Source organism: Pseudomonas sp. HMWF032 (assembly GCF_003060885.1).
Taxonomy (GTDB): domain Bacteria; phylum Pseudomonadota; class Gammaproteobacteria; order Pseudomonadales; family Pseudomonadaceae; genus Aquipseudomonas.
Window position 1 is genome coordinate 1,267,142 of record NZ_QAIG01000005.1, and the last position, 19,205, is coordinate 1,286,346.

General features: G+C 61.2%; 15 protein-coding genes. 7 read left to right on the forward strand and 8 right to left on the reverse strand.

Translation table 11 applies throughout. The annotated features are described in order from the left end of the window. Nucleotides 1-9: 9 nt before the first annotated feature. Both DBR00_RS08610 and DBR00_RS08615 read right to left on the reverse strand, forming a co-directional pair. Entirely contained in the window at nt 10-2,169 is a 2,160-nt protein-coding gene (locus DBR00_RS08610; protein WP_108538039.1) for a TonB-dependent siderophore receptor, read from the reverse strand. Between the two features lie 90 nt (nt 2,170-2,259). After that, entirely contained in the window at nt 2,260-2,643 is a 384-nt protein-coding gene (locus tag DBR00_RS08615; RefSeq protein ID WP_108489253.1) for a DUF2946 domain-containing protein, read from the reverse strand. Nucleotides 2,644-2,962: 319 nt separating this feature from the next. Here DBR00_RS08615 and gltS point away from each other — a divergent pair, with 319 nt between their 5' ends. The 4 genes from gltS to DBR00_RS08635 all read left to right on the forward strand — a co-directional run bounded on the left by gltS (nt 2,963) and on the right by DBR00_RS08635 (nt 7,956). Then, nucleotides 2,963-4,159 carry a sodium/glutamate symporter gene (gltS, locus tag DBR00_RS08620; protein ID WP_108489254.1) on the forward strand — a complete coding sequence of 399 codons (1,197 nt, stop codon included), beginning with the start codon at nt 2,963-2,965 and terminating at the stop codon, nt 4,157-4,159. Between the two features lie 2 nt (nt 4,160-4,161). Beyond that, the gene (locus tag DBR00_RS08625; RefSeq protein ID WP_108489255.1) at nt 4,162-5,664 is read left to right on the forward strand and encodes a TAXI family TRAP transporter solute-binding subunit; all 1,503 of its coding nucleotides are present in this window, start codon (nt 4,162-4,164) and stop codon (nt 5,662-5,664) included. A 169-nt stretch (nt 5,665-5,833) separates the two neighbouring features. Further along, nucleotides 5,834-7,705, forward strand: a complete 1,872-nt coding sequence (locus DBR00_RS08630) for a PAS domain S-box protein (protein WP_108489256.1) — start codon at nt 5,834-5,836, stop codon at nt 7,703-7,705. Between the two features lie 68 nt (nt 7,706-7,773). Then, the gene (locus DBR00_RS08635) at nt 7,774-7,956 is read left to right on the forward strand and encodes a hypothetical protein (protein ID WP_108489257.1); all 183 of its coding nucleotides are present in this window, start codon (nt 7,774-7,776) and stop codon (nt 7,954-7,956) included. Here DBR00_RS08635 and DBR00_RS08640 read toward each other — a convergent pair. The 3 genes from DBR00_RS08640 to DBR00_RS08650 form a co-directional block, all read right to left on the reverse strand. Next, entirely contained in the window at nt 7,953-9,128 is a 1,176-nt protein-coding gene (locus DBR00_RS08640) for a multidrug effflux MFS transporter (protein ID WP_108489258.1), read from the reverse strand. The genes DBR00_RS08635 and DBR00_RS08640 overlap by 4 nt on opposite strands. Before the next feature lie 117 nt (nt 9,129-9,245). Beyond that, nucleotides 9,246-12,374, reverse strand: coding sequence for an efflux RND transporter permease subunit (locus tag DBR00_RS08645; protein ID WP_108538040.1), 3,129 nt, complete (start codon nt 12,372-12,374; stop codon nt 9,246-9,248). Between the two features lie 12 nt (nt 12,375-12,386). Beyond that, on the reverse strand, nt 12,387-13,526 hold the full coding sequence (locus DBR00_RS08650) for an efflux RND transporter periplasmic adaptor subunit (protein ID WP_108487962.1): 1,140 nt from the start codon (nt 13,524-13,526) through the stop codon (nt 12,387-12,389). Nucleotides 13,527-13,665: 139 nt separating this feature from the next. On the opposite strand from DBR00_RS08650, the gene DBR00_RS08655 reads away from it, so the two are divergent. Further along, a complete protein-coding gene (locus DBR00_RS08655; protein ID WP_108487961.1) occupies nt 13,666-14,322 on the forward strand; it encodes a TetR family transcriptional regulator in 657 nt (218 codons plus the stop codon). Here the strand turns inward: DBR00_RS08655 and DBR00_RS08660 are convergent. Beyond that, nucleotides 14,301-14,513 carry a heavy-metal-associated domain-containing protein gene (locus DBR00_RS08660; RefSeq protein ID WP_108487960.1) on the reverse strand — a complete coding sequence of 71 codons (213 nt, stop codon included), beginning with the start codon at nt 14,511-14,513 and terminating at the stop codon, nt 14,301-14,303. The genes DBR00_RS08655 and DBR00_RS08660 overlap by 22 nt on opposite strands. Before the next feature lie 213 nt (nt 14,514-14,726). Here DBR00_RS08660 and DBR00_RS08665 point away from each other — a divergent pair, with 213 nt between their 5' ends. Further along, a complete protein-coding gene (locus DBR00_RS08665; protein ID WP_108487959.1) occupies nt 14,727-17,114 on the forward strand; it encodes a heavy metal translocating P-type ATPase in 2,388 nt (795 codons plus the stop codon). Between the two features lie 22 nt (nt 17,115-17,136). Then, nucleotides 17,137-17,535 (forward strand): Cu(I)-responsive transcriptional regulator, encoded by a 399-nt coding sequence (gene cueR / locus DBR00_RS08670; protein ID WP_108487958.1) that lies wholly within the window; start codon nt 17,137-17,139, stop codon nt 17,533-17,535. 95 nt (nt 17,536-17,630) lie between these two features. Here the strand turns inward: cueR and DBR00_RS08675 are convergent, their stop codons facing one another. Then, nucleotides 17,631-18,218, reverse strand: a complete 588-nt coding sequence (locus DBR00_RS08675; protein ID WP_108487957.1) for an HAD family hydrolase — start codon at nt 18,216-18,218, stop codon at nt 17,631-17,633. Nucleotides 18,219-18,234: 16 nt separating this feature from the next. After that, nucleotides 18,235-19,104, reverse strand: coding sequence for an acyl-CoA thioesterase II (gene tesB / locus DBR00_RS08680; protein ID WP_108487956.1), 870 nt, complete (start codon nt 19,102-19,104; stop codon nt 18,235-18,237). Between the last annotated feature and the right edge of the window lie 101 nt (nt 19,105-19,205).

Here is a 19,205-nt window from a genome sequence, read left to right on the forward strand (position 1 = left end):
GGCGACCTCTTAAAAGCGTGTTTGCAAGGCCAACTCAAACGACCGGGGCGCACCAAGGAACAGCATGTCGCTGCTGGCCCAGCTGGCGTATACCTCGTCGGTCAGGTTACGCGCCCGCAAGGTCAACAGGCTTTCGGCATCCAGGCGGTAGCTGACAAATGCACCGAACAAGGTATAGGCCGGTGCTTTTAGCTGATTGGCCGCATCGGTATACACCGAGGCTACATAGCGGCTGTCTGCACCGACCTGCCACTGTGGCGCCAGGTCATAGGTCAGCCACAGGTTGGCAACCTGATCGGGCACGTTGCTCGGCGTGTTGCCCTTACGCGAGATCGACTGCCCGCCCACGCTTTCATTGAACTCATCGTATTGAGCATCGATCCACGCCACATTGGCTTCTGCCAGCAGGCGCGGGGTGATGCGCAGCGCTGTTGCCAGCTCTACACCAAGCGTCGATTGCTTGCCGACCGGCAGCGTTTGTCCGGGGTTAGCGGGGTCGCGCGTAGCCAGGTTTTCGCGTTCGATCTTGTAAGCGGCAACGGTGGTGGAGGCGCGCCCGTCGAGGAAATCAAACTTGCTGCCGACCTCCAGTTGACGGCCCTTGGTCAGGTCAAAATCCTGTACTTGTCCCAGGGTAGCCGTCGTGAGAACCCCAGCAGGCGGGTCGGCAGCCGTGCTGTATTGCACATACACATTGGCAGCAGGACTCAAGGCATAGACCATACCGACACGGCCAGTGGTGGGCTCGTACTCCCGGGCGAAAAACGCCGGGTTGGTCAGGCTGGCAGCCTGGTGGTTGGTCACGTCCAGATCGATGCGATCATGCCGCAGGCCGGTCAACAGGGACAGACGCTCAGTCAGCTCCAGACGGTTTTCGACAAACAATGCCCAGGTGTCGAGTTGATTGGTGCGCTGGCGTGCGTAACCAGGGGTCATACCGGGCAGGTCGAAGAAATGCCCGGGCTCGAAATGCTCAGCATCCACCACACCGAAGGGACCGGCGACCGAACGTGGATAGCGGGTTTGCACGTTATGGCTGTAGTCCAGACCGGCAGCCCATTCACTCGACAGGCCAAACAGCCCGCCCTGATGACGCACCTCAAATCGATTGCCATTAAGCTCCTGATCATGCCGTTGCAGCAGCGCGTTACTACGCTGCACGGCGCTATTAGTGGCATCCGTGTAGGCGTAGGTCTCCAGGTTGCGGTAATCACGCTGCGCGTTGTAGTGGTAAAGCGTATTACGCAGGCGGGTGGCGTCCGTCAGCTGATACTCGGTGATGGAACGCACCCAGCGCACACGCTGTTCATAGCGTCCGTCTGCAACGTTGTAGTTCTCAAAGCGCCGGCTCTCGTCCACCTTCAGGTCACCCGAGCGCCCCTTGAGCACCGGGCTGCCCCAATAAGGACTGTCGACCTGTTCTTCCTGATACTCAAACGCCAGGGTGTGCGACAGCTGCTCGTTGAAGTCCGTGAGCAGGGAAAAGGCGCTGGTCCAGGCCTCACGCTGTTCGCGATCCACATAGCCATTGCTGCTGGTGCGGCTGACATCCATACGCAGGTGATTGGCTTCACCCAGCGGCTGGTTGAAACCATAGGCCAGTTCGTTGGCATCAAACGAGCCGTAGCGGATGCGTCCTTCGCTGAACGCCTGATCGCGCGTGGCCAATTTAGTCAGGTAGTTGATCGAACCACCGACAGCACCCGATCCATTGAGAAAGCTGGACGCACCACCGACCGCTTCAACCCGGTCATAAATCCAGCTGTCCACCGGACGCGCGGCAATGGCGTCGTATTGCACCGTGATGCCGTTAAACATCTGCGTGACCTGGCTGCCGGTAAAGCCACGCCACGACACGGCACCGGCAAAGCCTGGCGGTGCCGCGGCTACTACACCCGGTACGCCATTGAGCATCTGCTGGGTGTTGTCCGCACCGCGCCGTTCAATCTGCTCGCGGCTAACGACACTGACCGAAGCCGGCGTTTCCCGAGGCGTCAGCCCCAAACGTGATGCGCTCTCAGCGGGCGTATCGAGCGACAGCTCCGACGCCAACGCCGCGCGGCCACGAACTTCAGTGTCGGGCAAGGTAACGGCCTGTTCAGCCCAGAGTGAGGGGGTTACAGCGCACAGCAAAGCAGCGCCCAGGGCGCGGGAAGACGGTATAGACATAGCGTATTGTTTTCCTGAAAACACAAGCAATCGCACGCGGCATGGCTTCACCACATGCAAACGGTGGGCGCGCCCTAAAGGCGCCGTGCATCAGGAACGTGGAGAGGCGCGGGGATTGGCCGAAGGCCAGAGGTAGCGAACCGGTCGCGGGGTAAAGAAAAATGTCAGCAGGGGCGCGCGACTGGGCGCCAGCAGGCCCAACAAACCGAAGAGCGCCGCCAGGATGATCGCGCTGAAGGTGGAACTCAGGGAACAACCGGCGCCGGTGGCCGGATTGGGCGCCACCACACCGGAGCCATCCAGATCGGCACCGGCACCGAAGTTGCCCTCGAAGGAGCAGTACTGGCTGTCCAGACCACTCAATTGCAAACCGGCCATTTGCCCATGCCCGATACTGCAGGCGAATGCACTGAACAGAACGCTGAAATACAGCATCCAGGCCAGCAGACGACGGTCAGTACAGGTCATTTTCATGGGGCGCGACTCTAGCATTGCTCCGGGTGCCTGTGACACAGCGGCACTGCGATGCAATGTCGCATGTGGCCGACAACAATAGTAGTGGGGCATTGGCAGAATGTCCCCCGGCTTCAGGCGGCGCATACGACAGTCAAAGCCAACACCATGCTTATGCGGCGATTCGGGACGCCCGCCTGGCCATACTGGAAGGCAGTAGCGCGGGCGGCTTAACTCAGGGCAGTATTAAATAAGCGCCAAGGCCATGCCGTAACGCCGCCTGCATGGATGAGTGCACGACCTCAACGTGGGCATCCGCCAACGCCGCTAGGAGCATCGAGTGACCCTACTCCCCTTGGAAACCCTGCTGATCGCCGCGCTGGTGCTGTTGCTAGGACGTGTGGTCAACCGCCTGGTGCCCTGGCTGTCGCACTACAACATCCCGGACCCCATAACCGGCGGTCTGCTGTTTGCTCTCGGTATGCTCTTTGCCGGGCAGTTTTCCCCGGCCGAGGTGGTGTTTGACAACACCCTCAAGCCCGTACTTTTGCTGGCGTTTTTTGCGGCTGTGGGTTTGTCGGCCAATCTCAGTTTGCTCAGGCAAGGCGGCAAGCGGTTACTGCTGTTTGTTCTGGTACTGATCCCTTTCCTGTTTCTGCAAAACCTCACCGGCTTGCTGATTGCCTGGGGGCTGGACATGCACCCGCTGATGGGCCTTGTGGGCGGCAGTATTACCTTGGTCGGTGGCCACGGTACGGGGGCGGCCTATGCCGAGCGCTTTGCCGAAGTGAACAACATCCAGTCGATCATGGAACTGGCCATGACCGCCGCGACCCTGGGGCTGGTGCTGGGCGGTATCTGCGGCGGGCCGCTGGCCCAATGGCTGATCAAGCGTCATAACCTCGCCAACAACGTGACGGGCCAACCCACCCCGCAGAGCGCCCAAGACACCCAGGCAAACGCGCCAATCAGCGCGGGGAATCTGATTCCGGTTCTCGCCGCTGTACTGATTGCCGTCATCGCCGGGCGCTGGCTGGGTGATCTGGTCAGTGGCGGCCCTGTCACCTTACCCAGCTTTCTCTGGTGCTTGCTGGTGGGTGTGTTGATTCGCAACGCGGGTCATCTGGTGGGCCTGCGCTTGAACGACTCAGGGATCGATATGCTCTCGAGCCTAACCTTGGCGCTGTTTCTCGCCATCACCATGATGACCCTGAACCTGGCCAACGTCGCCAGCCTGGCGGGCCCCTTAATCGTCATTCTGCTTGGGCAACTGCTGCTGGTGGTGGTCTATGGCGGCTGGCTGGTGTACCGCGCAGTGGGACGTGATTACGAGAGCGCCGTCATGTCAGCCGCCTTTTGCGGTTTTGCCCTGGGCGCGACGGCCACGGCGATTGCCAATATGCAGGCCATCACTCAGAAGTACGGCCCCGCACCCCAGGCCTTTTTGGTCGTGCCCTTGATCGGGGCGTTCCTGATTGACCTGCTTAACGCGCTGGTGCTAACGGGTTATCTGTCACTGCCATGGATCGGAGGTTAAGCATGCGCGCATTCATAGCCGTGCTCAGCCTGGTGCTGCTCTATGGCTGCTCCAAAGGTCCGGCCAGCGACACCTTGCAGCACGATGTGCAGCAACGTTTGCATCAAGCCTTTCCCGATTCGGTGTTACGCCTGACCGATCTCAAACGCCGCGGCACTGCCAACGACGCCAACGCGCCACCCGGCGAAAAGCGGTTGGTGGTCTACTTCGATGCCACGCTCAAGGTTGAACAGGCGCAAAATTTTGGTGCCTGGGACTCCCCAGGCGTGGCCAGCCTGATCAGCTTAATGGGCGCAGGCCCGCGCGGGTTGAGCGGGATAGATACGGGCGGCAACCAGGCGGGCGATGCATTAACCATTCACGGCAGTCTGATTTACCGTGAACAGGGCGGCCAGTGGCTGGCTGAGGTGCCGCAAGGCTTTACCGCCCCGCGCGAGGCGCGCGCCAATGAAGGCGGCGGTAGCACACGGGAAAATCTGCTGAATGCGTTCAGCACGGCACTTAACCTCAGCCCCGGAGACTCCGGGCCACAGCAGCGCAAAGCCATCAGCGAAGAACTGGAACGTTCGCTGAATAACATTCAAGGGCGGCTGTCACGTTTAAAAAATGGCTACCCCTTGGCCGGTGGTCCACCCGGTGGCCAATACGCCCGGTTTGCCAACGCATTTAGCCAACAGCTCAGTGGTGAGGGCATCAGCCTGCCGGTGTTAAACACCGAGGGCGGCTTGGACAACCTGCGCCTGCTGCGCCAGGGCGATGCCATGCTGGCGCTGTCACAAAGCGATGCAGCCTACGCGGCCATCCACGGCACCGGTGCTTTACAGTCCCAAGGTCCGGACCCTGCCCTGCAGGCCATCGCCAGTCTTTATCCCGAGCCGGTGCATGTGCTGGTCAGGGCCGACAGCCCAATGCTGAAAATGGCTGATTTAAGCGGCAAGCGGATCAATATTGGCCAGCCTGGTTCAGCCTCACGCCTCACTGCACTGGCGATTCTGGAGGCACACAAGCTGCCCCTGAGCGACCTGCAAACGGTGACCGAATTGGATCTGCAGCAGGCGCTGAAAGCACTGCGTGATGACCAACTGGATGCGCTGATTCATGTAATAGGCGCACCGGCTGATCACATCCGCGCCGCCAGCGAAGCCTTTGCGCTCAGGCTGATCCCACTGGAGTCAAGCGCACTCGAACGCCTGCAAGCACAACGCCCCGGCAGCTTTGCGTTCAGCTTTGCCGCCGAGACCTATCCGGGGCAGGCACAAGCGGTACCCACACTGGCAGTCGCCAGCATGTTACTGACAGGCGAGCAATTGACCCCTGCCGAAATAGAACGACTGGTTCAACTGTTGTTTGCCCGCAATAACCCATGGCTGGCCAATGGCAGCATCCAGGGCGCTCAGTTATCGAGCCGAAACGCCCTGCGCGAGCTTGGCGTGCCCATGCACAGCGCAGCGAAGAAAGCCCTGCTGGACCTGCAGAACACGCCGGTGCCGGCCACGACAGACTGAAGCACACGGCGCGCACCTAAGGACGTCTGCCACCACGGCTGCGTACAAATGCTACCGAAGTGCTCGGCAGATTCATGGCTGACAGCTACCCTTTCCGGAGTGCTAACGCGCTGTCAGGCGGCGTGAACACTCTCAACCTGTACATTGGATGACCTACAGGCGGTAAGCGATGCGACCTGACCTTAAAGGCCCACTGCGCCTGGCCTGCGTGTACAGCCTGTTCAGCACGCTGTGGATTCTGGGCAGCGACAATCTGCTGCATGCCCTGGTTCAAGACCGCGCACTGATAGCCGAGCTGCATATCACCAAGGAAGTGCTGTTTATCCTGCTCAGTACCGGGCTGATTTTTCTGGTCAGTCTCCGTGATCGCCAGACGCAGGATCAGTTGCTGAAGGACCTGACACACAACAGCCAGCTGCTCAAGCAGGCACATCGCAATGCTGCACTTGGCAGTTGGGAATACCATGAGGGGTTTCACTGGAGCCAGGAAGCCCTGAACCTGCTCGACCGCCCCGCAAGCGATGCGCAATGCAGCCTGGAACAGTTACTCAGCTGGCTGCACCCCGCCGAGCGTGCTGCCGTGCAGCGCGCCATGCAGGCACTTTTGCAAGACCAGACCACCCTGAGCGTCAGTACCCGCCTGTTGCAACCCAACCAGCAGCAAAGCACTTGGTTGATGTTGCGCGGTGAAGCCGATGAACAAGGCGAGGTACTTGGCACAATACAGAACATCACCACCCAGAAACGGGACGAGAACGCCCTGCGCGAAAGTGACCTGCGCTTTCGCCAACTCTTCGAACAGACTCCCCGTATCGCCGTGCAAGGCTATGATCGCGAACGCCGGGTGATCTATTGGAACCAGGCCAGCAATCAGCTCTATGGCTACAACGTGCATGAAGTCATGGGTCGTCACCTGGAAGAGCTGATCGTGCCACCAACGGCACGTAACAAAGTGGTCAATGCCATCAAGCTCTGGCAACTCGGAGGTCCTCCCATTCCGGCGGCGGAAATCCAGTTGCAACGCAAGGACGGCAGCCTGGTCTGGGTGTATTCCAGCCACCTGATGCTACGTAACAGCCTCGACCAGCTAGAGCTCTACTGCGTCGACATCGACCTGACCGAACAGAAAAAAATCGACAGCGAGCTGCAAGTCAGCGAGAGCCGTTACCGCCGCCTGGTCGAGCACTTGGGCGATGCGATTTTCATCACCAATACCGAAAATCAGCTGACATTCCTCAACCCCGCCTGGGAGCAGATCAGCGGCTATGCCCTGCATGACAGCCTGGGTAGCCCGCTGCAACGCTTTATGCCAGAACTAGGCCAGATGCCGCTGAGCCAGCACCTGGCAGAACTGCGTACGGGTCGGTTGGATAATCTTCGCCTGGAATGCCAGCTGCAGACTCGCAGCGGCGAAATTCGCCGGGTTGAACTGCAGCTCAACCTCAGCTCGCTTGAACAAGGCTTGCATGGCAGCCTGCGTGACATGCATGAACGCCACCAGATTCAGCAATTGCAGCAGGCTCGCAATGCCGTGCTTGATGAGTTACTTGGTCAGCATTCGCTGCAAAGTATTCTTGCGGGCATCAGCCGCCGCCTGGAATGCCTGCAACCACAGATGCGCGTCTCCATCATGCTGCTTGATGCCCACCAACGCCTGCGCATCGGTGCCGCCCCCAGCCTGCCGGAGACTTACAGCCAAGCCATTGATGGTGTGCAGGCCGGGCCGGAAGTCGGCTCTTGCGGGCATGCAGCCAGTAGCGGTGAACTGGTCATTGCCGAGGACCTCAACACCCACCGCTACTGGAAAGACTATAAAGGCATCGCGCTTGCGGCAGGGTTGCAGGCTTGCTGGTCGTTACCCTTCAAGGATGACAGCGGCCAGGTGTTAGGGACGTTCGGAATCTATTACCCGCAACCAGCCCGCCCCAGCTCGGCCGATATCGCCCTGGTAACCGAGTTCACTCGACTGGCCGGATTGGCCGTGCAGTTCAGTGGGGCAAAAGCCAGCGAGCCAGAGCCCTTCGTACCAACCGTCAGCTGACTTGTTACAGGTCAATAAAAGTTCATCTCGAACAACTAGACTGCCCTCTTCGCAGAGGAGGTCTGTTCATGAACGTCATGATTAAACCCATTAACAACCCGGCAACCGGCCGTAGCTGGCAAGTCTGCATGGGCAAGCAGAGCGTCACATTTCGCAGTGAGGGCGAAGCGCAGCAGTTTGTCAGCATCCTGCAGGCACGCCTGAATGCTCCGCACAGCCTACCCGCTACGCAGCTGCGCGCCACCGGCTAAAGCTCGGCACTCACCCAACGAGTAAACAGCGAAAACCCTACTACCAAGAGGCCGCAGCTGAAAATCACCACCGCAACTGGCCAGGCCGTGCCGTCATGCAGCACGCCGACCATAGCGGCGGCACTGGCGGCAATAACGAACTGAAGACTGCCCAGCAGCGCCGATGCGCTGCCGGCATGGCTACCCTGCCCGGCCATGGCGCAGGCCGAAGCATTGGGCAGAAGAATGCCCAGACTGGCAATACAGCCAAACAGTGGAATCAGCAGCGGCCACAAGGCTTGTGGTTTGGCCAGTGCCACCAGCAGCAGCGCCAGGCCACACGCCAGGTAGAACCACACGGTCTTACCCAACCAGTAGGATGGGCCGTGCCGTGCCACCAGCCAGGCATTCAGCTGCGCCACCAGAATAAAGCCCAGGGCATTGCTGCCGAACAGCCAGCCATAATGCTCGGCAGGTATGCCATACAGCTCGATGAATACGAACGGTGAACCGGCGATATAGGCAAACATCCCGGCAATCGCACAACCTCCGGTCAGCGCGTAACCGAGAAACGGCAGATCAGTAAACAGCCGCTTGTACTCGCCCAACGCGCCGCGCAAAGGTGCAGGCGGCGCCTCCTTGGCCAGGGTTTCCGGCAGCCATTGAGCCACCGCCAACAGACAGATAAAGCTGAACAGGGTCAGACAGACAAAAATCGACGGCCAACCCAGCGTACTGAGCAGCAGCCCCCCGCCCAGCGGCGCAAGAATCGGCGCCAGGCCCATCACCAGCATCAGCTGGGAAAATACCTTGGCCGAACTGATCGGGTCACACAGATCGCGCACCACCGCTCGCGAAATCACCATCCCGGCGCAACCACCCAAGGCCTGGACAAACCGTGCAGCAATCAACCACTCAAGACTTGGTGCCAGCGCACAGGCCAGTGACGCCAGACTGAACAGCAACACTCCGACCAACAATGGTTTGCGCCGACCAAAGCGGTCGGCCAATGGACCATAGGCCAGTTGACCGATGGCCAGACCGGCAAAGTAGGCGGCCAACGACAGCTGCACATGCTCCACATCGGTAGAGAACGCGCGCGCCAGGGTCGGGAAGCTCGGCAGGTAGAAATCGATGGCCAGCGGGCCAAAGGCGCTTAGCGCGCCAAGAATCAGCAAAAGACGTAACGGCATGGGGGTCCAGAAATGAAATAACAGATGGAGCCGCCGTAGCCCGGATAAGCCCCAAGCTACGGCAAGCTGACAAAGCGCTCCCGGCGTGCATCCGGGCTACGGTTTGCCCTTACGTGGTCACGCCGGCAAATCGGCTTTTTTCCGGCTTTTGCCGAGTTTGGCCGCCAGCGACTCCACCAACAGGTAGAACATCGGAATCAGGAAGATCGCCAGGAAGGTCGCGGCCAGCATGCCGCCGATCACCCCGGTACCAATCGAGTGACGACTGGCCGAACCTGCGCCGGAGCTGATCGCCAGTGGTACGACACCGAGAATGAACGCCAGCGAGGTCATGATGATCGGCCGGAAGCGCAGCCGTGCCGCCTCCAATGCCGACTCGAAGATCCCCATCCCCTGGTGCCGGCAGAGCACGGCGAACTCGACGATAAGGATGGCGTTCTTCGCCGCCAGACCGATCAGCGTAACCAGGCCGACCTGGAAGTACAGGTCGTTCTCGATGCCGCGCAGCCACACCGCGAGAATCGCCCCGAACACCGCAAACGGCACCGCTGTAACCACCGCCAACGGCAGGGTCCAGCGCTCGTACTGGGCGGCGAGGATCAGGAACACCATGATCAGACCGAAGATAAAGGCACTGCTGCCCGACCCTTGGGTAGCGATTTCCTGGAAGGCCGAACCGGTCCAACCAATGCTGTAATCACTGCCCAACACTTCATCTGCCACTTCCTGAATCGCGCTCAGGGCCTGCCCCGAGCTATAACCAGGCGCCGGTCCGCCGAGGATCTTCGCCGCCGGGTAAACGTTGAAGCGAGCATAGGTATCCGGCCCGAGGATGCGCTCGACCTTAACCAGGCTGGCCAGCGACACCAATTCACCGCTGGCTGCGCGCACATAGACCTGAGACAGGTCTTCCGGCTTGCTGCGAAACTCTGCTTCGGCCTGCAGGCTGACCTGGAAGGTGCGGCCATACAGACTGAAATCGTTGACGTAATAACTGCCGAACGTGGCTTGCATGGCAGTGAACACATCGTTCACCGGTACGCCCAGAGCACGCGCCTTGGTACGGTCAAGGTCGATAAAGTACTGCGGCACATTGGCGCTGAAGGTGCTCTGCACGCCGGCCAGCTCAGGACGCTTTGCCGCTGCGGCGAGAAAAGCCTGCACCTTGCCCGCCAGTTGCGCGGTCGTGCCGCCACTACGGTCCTGGATAAAGCCCTCAAACCCGCCGGTGGTGCTCATACCGGTAATGGGCGGCGGGTTGAAGCTGAGGACCACACCGTCCTTCTGTGCAGCCCCCATGCCCATGAACTGGCCAGTGAGGTTGCGTGCATCCAATTCTGGCGTGGTGCGCTCACTCCAGTCTTTCAGGGGTACGAACGACACCCCCGCACTGCTGCGAGTACCAAAGGTCAGCACGTCAAAACCGGCAAACGTCACCACATCCTGCACGGCGGGGTGCTTCATTAACTGCTGCGTCACGTCGCCGGTCAGCTTCTCAGTGCGGGTCAACGACGCGGCCGGTGGCAGGAAGTAGGCATTGATCACATAGCCCTGGTCTTCATTGGGCACCAGGGAACTGGGCACTCGGTTGAACAGCAGCACCATCACCGCGATCATCGCACCGAACAGCAGCAGGCCGACCGCCGAACGTTTGAGGAAGAAGCGCACACCCGCGGTGTAGCCATCGGTCAACTTGTCGAACACCCGGTTGAAGGCGCGGAATGGCGCAGCCGGCTCGTGATGCCCGGGTTTGAGCAACAAGGCGCAAAGCGCCGGACTCAGGGTCAGGGCGACGATACCGGAGATCACCACCGATACGGCAATGGTGATGGCGAACTGTTTATACATCTCCCCCGCCAGACCGCCGAGGAAGCCCACTGGCACAAAGACCGCACACAGTACCAACACAATGGCGATGATCGGCCCGGTGACTTCCTCCATGGCCTTGATGGTCGCCTCACGCGGGCCGATCTTGTCAGTGGCCATCACCCGTTCAACGTTCTCAATCACCACAATCGCATCGTCCACCACGATGCCGATGGCCAGCACCATGCCGAACAACGTCAACAGGTTGATCGAAAAACCAAGCATGTACATCCCGGCGAACGTACCGACCAGCGAAACGGGAATGGCCAGCACCGGGATAAGCGTAGCGCGCCAGTTCTGCAGGAAGATAAACACCACCAGCACCACCAGCACCAGCGCCTCGAAGAAGGTATGGATCACCTCTTCAATCGACACCTGCACGAATTTGGTGGTGTCGTACGGCACTTTGTAGGTCATGCCGCTGGGGAAGTTCTTCGACAGCCGCTCCAGCGTTGTGCTCACGGCCTCAGCAGTATTCAGAGCATTCGCGCCGGGCTGCAGGTAGACACCGAAGGCGGCATTCTGCTGACCATTGAGCGAGGTCATCAGCGAGTAGTCCTGGGCACCCAGTTCGATCCGTGCAACATCCTTGAGCAACAGGCTGGCGCCGGTTTCATCGGTACGCAGAATCACATTCTCGAATTCTTTAGGGTCGGTGAAACGACCCTGGGTGGTCACGGTATAGGTGAAATCCTGCTCCTGCTTGAGTGGCTGCTGGCCGAAGCTGCCAGCGGCGAACTGTGAGTTCTGCTCGCGGATTGAATTGACCACATCGGTCGGCGTCAGGTTGTACTGTGCCAGCTTGTCCGGGCGCAGCCAGATGCGCATGGAATAGTCTTTCGAGCCGAACTGACTGACATCGCCCACGCCCGGCAGGCGCTTGAGTTCGTCGATCACGTTGATCAGCGCGTAGTTGCTGATATAAACAGGGTCGCGCGAGCCATCCGGCGAATACAGGGTCACCACCTGAAGAATGTCCGAGGACTTCTTCTGCACCTTGACGCCCTGCCGGCGCACCTCTTCCGGCAATTTGGCCAGGGCAGCCTGCACCCGGTTGTTGACGTCGATGGTGGCCTGGTCGGGGTCACGCCCCACCTCGAAGTACACCGACAGGCTCATCGAGTTGCCGCCGGAGTTGGACTGCTGGTAAATCATCCCCTCCACGCCGTTGATCGACTGCTCCAGCGGCGCAGCCACGGTCTCGGCAATCACCTGGGCACTGGCGCCGGCATAGCTGGCGCTGACCGACACCTGCGGCGGAAGGATCTGTGGGTACTGAGCGATCGGCAGCGTGCGCATGGCCATCAGGCCCGCCAGCACGATGATGATCGAGATGACCGCGGCAAATACCGGGCGGTCAATAAAGAAGCGTGAGATCACCGGGGGCGCTCCTTAAGATTGGCTGGCGGCTGGGGCGGCAACTTTTACCGGCGTATCCGGGCGCACCTTGGGCAGGCCCTCGACAATCACCCGTTCACCGGCGCTTATGCCAGACACAATCACCCAGCGACCCTTGGCGGTGTGCCCGGTGGTGACCTGACGCATGCGCGCCACGCCGCCCTCATCGACTACGTAGACGAAAGTGCCGCCCGGCCCCTGAGCAATCGCCCGCTCCGGCAGGGTCATGGCGTTGGGAATGCTCAGCCCCCTGACCTGCACGCGAACAAACTGGCCCGGCAGCAACTTCTGATCCGGGTTAGGCACGACAGCGCGGGCACTGACGGTGCCCGTACCACGGTCAACCAGGCTGTCGGTGAAATCGACTTTACCTTCCAGCGGATAGACACTGCCGTCGCCGAGTTTGATCTGCACGCTCATCTTGCCGTCTTCCGGCAGCACCAGGCTGCCGTTCTGCAGGCCGCTGCGCACGCTTTCCACATCGGAATCCGGGGCGGCGAAGTTGACGTAGATCGGGTCCAGCTGAGTGATATTGCTCAGCAGGCTGGCACTCGGGTCGCCGGCAACCACCAGACTGCCCTCGGACACGGTTTCCTTGCTGGTGATTCCTGAAATTGGGGCTTTCACCGTGGTGTAATCGAGGTCGATCTGTTTGGACTGCACCTCGGCCTCGGCCGCCTGGATGTTCGCTTTGCTCTGCTCGAAGTTGGAGACGGCATTGTCCAGTTCGCTTTCGCTGGCAAACCCTTTCTTCTGCAGCTCACGGATACGCTTGAGGTCACGTTCGGTCTGCCGGTAGCGCGCCTGCTCCTGCGCCAGCGCGCCTTTGGCCCGGCTCAACGCCGCCTGATAGGTACGCGAGTCGATACGGAACATCACCTGGCCCTGTTTGACCTGGCTGCCTTCCAGGTAAGTACGCTCCTGCAGGATGCCGCTGACCTGAGCGCGCACTTGAACTTCACGAAAGCCTGCCGTACGTGCGGAATATTCCAGCTCCAAGGGCAATGATGCAGCTTGAACGATTTCCACAACAACTTCGGGAGCCGGCGGTGCATCAGCAGCATGCAGTGAGGAAGCCAGGGTAGCGAGCAACAGGGAGCCGGCAACGACCGGCAGATGACGGGCAAAAAGCATGAATGTCTCCGAGAACACGCAGGGCGCAACATTTGAGACTGGCAATGCTAGTTACATACACAAGTGTTTGTAAATAGAATATTGCCCCTCGATTCATTACACTTCGCGTTTGAGCCTAGCCAGAAATCCGCCTGCCGCCATGCGCCGAACCAAAGAAGACGCCGAAAAAACCCGCCGCGCCATTCTCGAGGCTGCCGAAACGCTGTTCCTGGAAAAAGGCGTGGCGCACACCAGTCTGGAGCACATTGCGCGGCATGCCGGGGTAACGCGCGGTGCGGTGTATTGGCACTTTGCCAACAAGGCCGACCTGTTCAATGCCATGCTCAATCAGGTGCGGCTGCCGCCGGAACAGCTGGCCGAACGTATGCGCGGCTGCCCCGAGCACGACCCGCTGCAGACCCTGCGCGAGTTGTGTATCGAGGCCATCGAGAACCTGGCCCGCGAGCCGCAGAAGAAACGTATCTTCACCATCCTGCTGCGCAAGTGTGAGTTCACCGAAGAACTGCGCGAGGCCGAAGAGCGCCAAGAGGCCTTTATCAACCTGTTTATCGCGCTCTGCGAACAGCAGTTCAACACGCCGTCAGTCCGCCTGCGCCTGCATCCCGGGCTGACGCCGCGCCTGGCCGCTCGCACCGTGCATGCACTGCTGATTGGCCTGTTCTACGACTGGTCGCGCGACCCCAATCTGTTCGACCCGCTCAGCGACACCGCGCCCATGGTCGACGCCTGCTTTCGCGGCCTGATCTGCGACTGGCCAGCCACCGAACTACTGGATCAGGCCAAACCGACCCCATAACCGGCTTCGGCAATGGCGATGATCAACTGATCGCTGGGCAGGCTGCTGCTGACTCGCACTTCACCGCCCTGCAGCTTCACCTTCACCTCAGCCGCCGCATCACGCGCCAGCACAGCGTCAGTCACAGCCTTGACGCAATGCTCACAGGTCATGCCTTCAACCCGGAATGTATGAACGCTTGCTGCTTGCATCGGTTATCACCTTACTCATCTGGAATAGGCGCACAGTGTCCCCCTTGCCAACGGGGGAAGGTCAAGCCCTAAAAATTGCCGGGCGCGCCTTGTAACCGTTATGCGGCAACGCACCGCAGGCACACGTGCAGGGTGGCAGGCGAATGCATTGGCACTTGACCTTGCCAAGGTGGCAAGGTTGATCCTGCCGGGAATTGCTATGGAGGATCGCGCATGTCCAACCTCATCCACTTCGACCTGCCGATTGCCGGCATGACCTGCGCCAGCTGTGCCGGGCGGGTCGAGCGCGCCCTGGCCAAGGTGGCCGATGTCGTCAGTGTCAGCATCAACCTGGCCAGTGAACAGGCACGCGTCGAAGCGCCCGCGGGCAGCCTGGAACAACTGGTCAACGCCGTCAGCGCGGCCGGTTATGCGGTGCCCAGCGAGCGTCTGGAGCTAAGTCTGGACGGCATGACCTGCGCCAGCTGCGCGGGCCGAATCGAACGCGCCCTGACGCAGCAACCGGGCGTGCTCTCGGTAAGCGTCAACCTGGCCAGCGAGCGTGCGCAGTTACAGGTGCTGCGCGGCACTGATCACCAGGTTCTGCTACAGGCCGTCAGCCAGGCCGGCTACCGCGCCAGCCTGCTCGGCGATACACCCCAGACACACCCCACCGGCGAGCGGCCCCTGCAGCGCGAACGCTGGTCACTGCTGCTGGCGATTGTGCTGACCGTACCGCTGGTCATTCCCATGCTCGTCGCCCCCTTCGGCCTGCACTGGATGCTGCCAGCCTGGCTGCAGTTCGCCCTAGCCACGCCGGTGCAATTTATCTTCGGCGCGCGCTTCTACCGCGCGGCCTGGAGCGCTCTGCGCGCCCGTGCCGGCAATATGGACCAGCTGGTGGCCATCGGCACCAGCGCCGCTTACGGGTTGAGCCTGTATCAATGGGCGATAAGTCCGGCGGGCAGCATGCCGCATCTGTATTTCGAAGCCTCGGCGGTGATCATCACACTGATTCTGCTCGGCAAGTACCTGGAACGCCGCGCCAAACGCCAGACCAGCAGCGCCATCCGCGCACTGCAAGCGCTGCGTCCGGAGCGCGCCTTACGTCTGCAGGATGGCGTCGAGCAATGGGTGGCGCTGGGTGAGCTGCAACTGGGCGACACCATCGTGGTCAAGCCCGGCGAACGCTTCCCGGTCGATGGCCTGGTCCGCGAAGGCCAGAGCCATGCCGACGAAGCGCTGATCAGCGGCGAGAGCCTGCCGCAACCCAAGCAGCCCGGAGACTGCGTAACGGCCGGAGCCATCAACGGCGAAGGCCGCCTGCTGGTGGAAACCACCGCCCTGGGCGCGGAAACCGTGCTGTCGCGGATTATTCGCCTGGTCGAAGATGCCCAGGCGGCGAAAGCGCCGATCCAGAAGCTGGTGGATAAAGTCAGCCAGGTCTTCGTGCCCAGTGTGCTGCTGATCGCTCTGGCCACCCTGCTCGGCTGGCTGCTGCTTGGCGCGGATGTCGAAACCGCGCTGCTAAATGCCGTGGCGGTGCTGGTCATCGCCTGCCCCTGCGCCCTCGGCCTGGCCACGCCCACGGCGATCATGGCCGGCACCGGCGTGGCGGCGCGCCACGGCATCCTGATCAAAGACGCCGAAGCCCTGGAAATCGCCCATTCGGTAACCCTGGTGGCTTTCGACAAAACCGGCACCCTGACCTCTGGCGCGCCGCGCATCGCCCATCTGCGCGCGGTCGATGGCGACACAACTCAACTGCTGCAACTGGCCGGCGCCCTGCAACGCGGCAGCGAACATCCGCTGGCCAAAGCGGTATTGGATCAGTGCACAGAGCAGCAGCTGCACCTTGCCGACGTCAGCAACAGCAAGGCGCTGGCCGAGCGCGGTATCGCCGGGCAGATCGGCGAGCGGCAACTGGCACTGGGCAACAAACGCCTGCTGGAAGAACACTTCCTGCACCACGATGAACTGGCCGCCGACGCCCTGGCCTGGGAAGCCGAAGGCCGCACCCTATCCTGGCTGCTGGAATTGGCGCCGCAACCGCAGGTGCTCGGCCTATTTGCCTTTGGCGACACACTTAAACCAGGCGCAGCCGAGGCCATCGCCGCGCTGACCGCTCAAGGCATTGCCAGCCACCTGATCAGCGGCGACAACCCCGGCAGCGTCAAGGCCGTGGCTGCAGCGTTAGGCATCAGTGCCGCGCACGCCGACGTGCTACCAGCGGACAAGGCGGCGATCATCAGCGCGCTGGAAAAACACGCGGTGGTGGCCATGGTCGGCGACGGCATCAACGACGCGCCAGCGCTGGCCGCCGCTGATGTCGGCATCGCCATGGGCAGCGGCACCGATGTGGCCATGCACGCCGCTGGCATCACCCTGATGCGCGGCGACCCGCGTCTGGTGGCTGACGCCCTGGAGATCAGCCGACGCACCTACAGCAAGATCCGCCAGAACCTGTTCTGGGCCTTCGCCTATAACCTGATCGGTATTCCGCTGGCCGCCGCCGGCCTGCTTAACCCGATGCTCGCCGGCGCCGCCATGGCGCTGTCCAGCGTCAGCGTGGTGAGCAATGCGTTGCTGCTGAAAACCTGGAAACCCAAGGACCACAAATGAGCCACAGGGCAGGAGATGCAGGATGAATATCGGCCAAGCCGCCCAGCAAACCGGCCTGAGCGCCAAGATGATTCGCTACTACGAAAGCATCGACCTGCTACCCGCCGCCGGCCGCAGCGACAGCGGCTATCGCCAATACAGCCCGCAGGATCTGCATCGCCTGGCGTTTATCAAACGCTCACGCGACCTGGGCTTTTCCCTGGCCGAAGTCAGCCAACTACTGGCTCTGTGGCAAGACCGTCAACGCGCCAGCGCCGACGTCAAAGCCCTGGCCGCTGCCCATATCAACGAACTGGAACGCAAGATCGGCGAACTCAGCGGCCTGCGCGACACGCTCAAGGAGTTGATGGACAGCTGCCAGGGCAACGACCGTCCGGACTGCCCGATCCTCAGGGATCTGGAGTCAGGGTGCGGTCATTGAGTAACCACACGCAGGGTGGATGACGCTGTATCCATCCACCAATTGCGGCACCAGTGATGGATGAGCGGAGCGCCAGCTACGCGCCCCGACCCACCCTACAACAGGCCGTTTAACGCCCGGCAATCCACGGCGAAATGGTCGGCCAACTCCGGCCAGGGGTTTTCCGGCAAGTTGACCAGCACGCTGCGCGCCCCGGCGGCGCGGGCGCATTCCAGGTCAAAGCGGTAATCACCGACCATGACCAACTCGCTCGGCGCGACCTGCCAGGTTCGGGCGAAATGCAGCAAGCCGCCCGGATCAGGCTTGGGCGGTGCTTCGTCACGGCCGATCACGTCAGGCACGGCAAAACAGTCATCCAGGCCAATCGCGCGCAAGGTCAGCAGCGCCAGCTCATGAGCATTGCGGGTCAGGATGCCCAGACGGCAACCACGTTCACGCAATTCACGCACCAGTTCAATCGCCCCTGGCGCGGGCTGCGAAGCCAGGGCCAATTCACGCTCATGCTCCAGCAGCCAGGCATGCTTGGCGGCCGCGACGGCCTCCGGCAACCCAGCCAGATGGCCGAGGATGTCGTCCGCCAGTGGAATATCCAGCGCCCGCTTGATGGCCTCGAAGTCGTGCACCGCCAGGGTCAGGGTGCCGTCCATATCGAACACCCAATGGCGGGCCGCGCTTAGGCTCATTTCCAGTCCTCGCGTCTCATTTCCAATCCTCACGGATTCGGGTCAAGCCCTCCTGCGCCACCGAGGCCACCAACTGGCCCTGGCGGTTAAAGATGCTGCCACGGGAGAAGCCACGGGCGTTGCCGGCCCAGGGGCTGTCCATGCTGTACAGCAGCCAGTCGTCCATGCGCAGGTTGCCGTGGAACCACAGCGAATGGTCGAGGCTGGCGACCTGCATGAACTTCTGCCACACCGACACGCCATGCGGCAGCATCGAGGTGGTCAGCAGATTGAAGTCACTGGCGTAAGCCAGCAGTAATTTGTGCAACTGCGGCTCATTCGGCAGCTCGCCAGCGGCGCGGAACCACACGTGCTTGACCGGGTCACAGGGTTTGGGAGCAAACGGGTTACTCAGGGTCACCGGCCGGATTTCAATCGGTTTGTCGCTAATCGCCCGCTCGCGCATGCGCTCGGGCAAGGCATTGACCACCAGGCGGGCCAGTTCGGTTTCCGACTTCAATTCATCCGGTCCTGGCACATCCGGCATCGGGTTCTGGTGATGGAAGCCTTCTTCATCGAATTGAAAGGAGGCGCTGCAGGTAAAGATCGGTTTGCCCTTCTGGATCGCCGTCACCCGCCGCGTGCTGAAACTGCCGCCATCACGCACGCGATCCACCTGATACACCACCGGCAGCGCGGCATCGCCAGGGCGCAAAAAATAACCATGCATGGAGTGCACATGGCGCTCGGGTTCAACCGTCTGGCTGGCCGCCGACACGCATTGGCCGAGCACCTGGCCGCCGAACAGTTGGCGAAAGCCGAGGTCCTGACTGACGCCGCGAAACAGATTCTCTTCGATGGTTTCCAGGGTCAGCAGGGCGACCAACTCATTCAACACCTGACTCATGCACACTCTCCTGTTAACGCATCTGGCTGGGGGGCGAGATGGTAAAGACTTTGCCAACGCTTGTCGGCCCGACTGAAAGATGGATGTGGACAATAATGGCA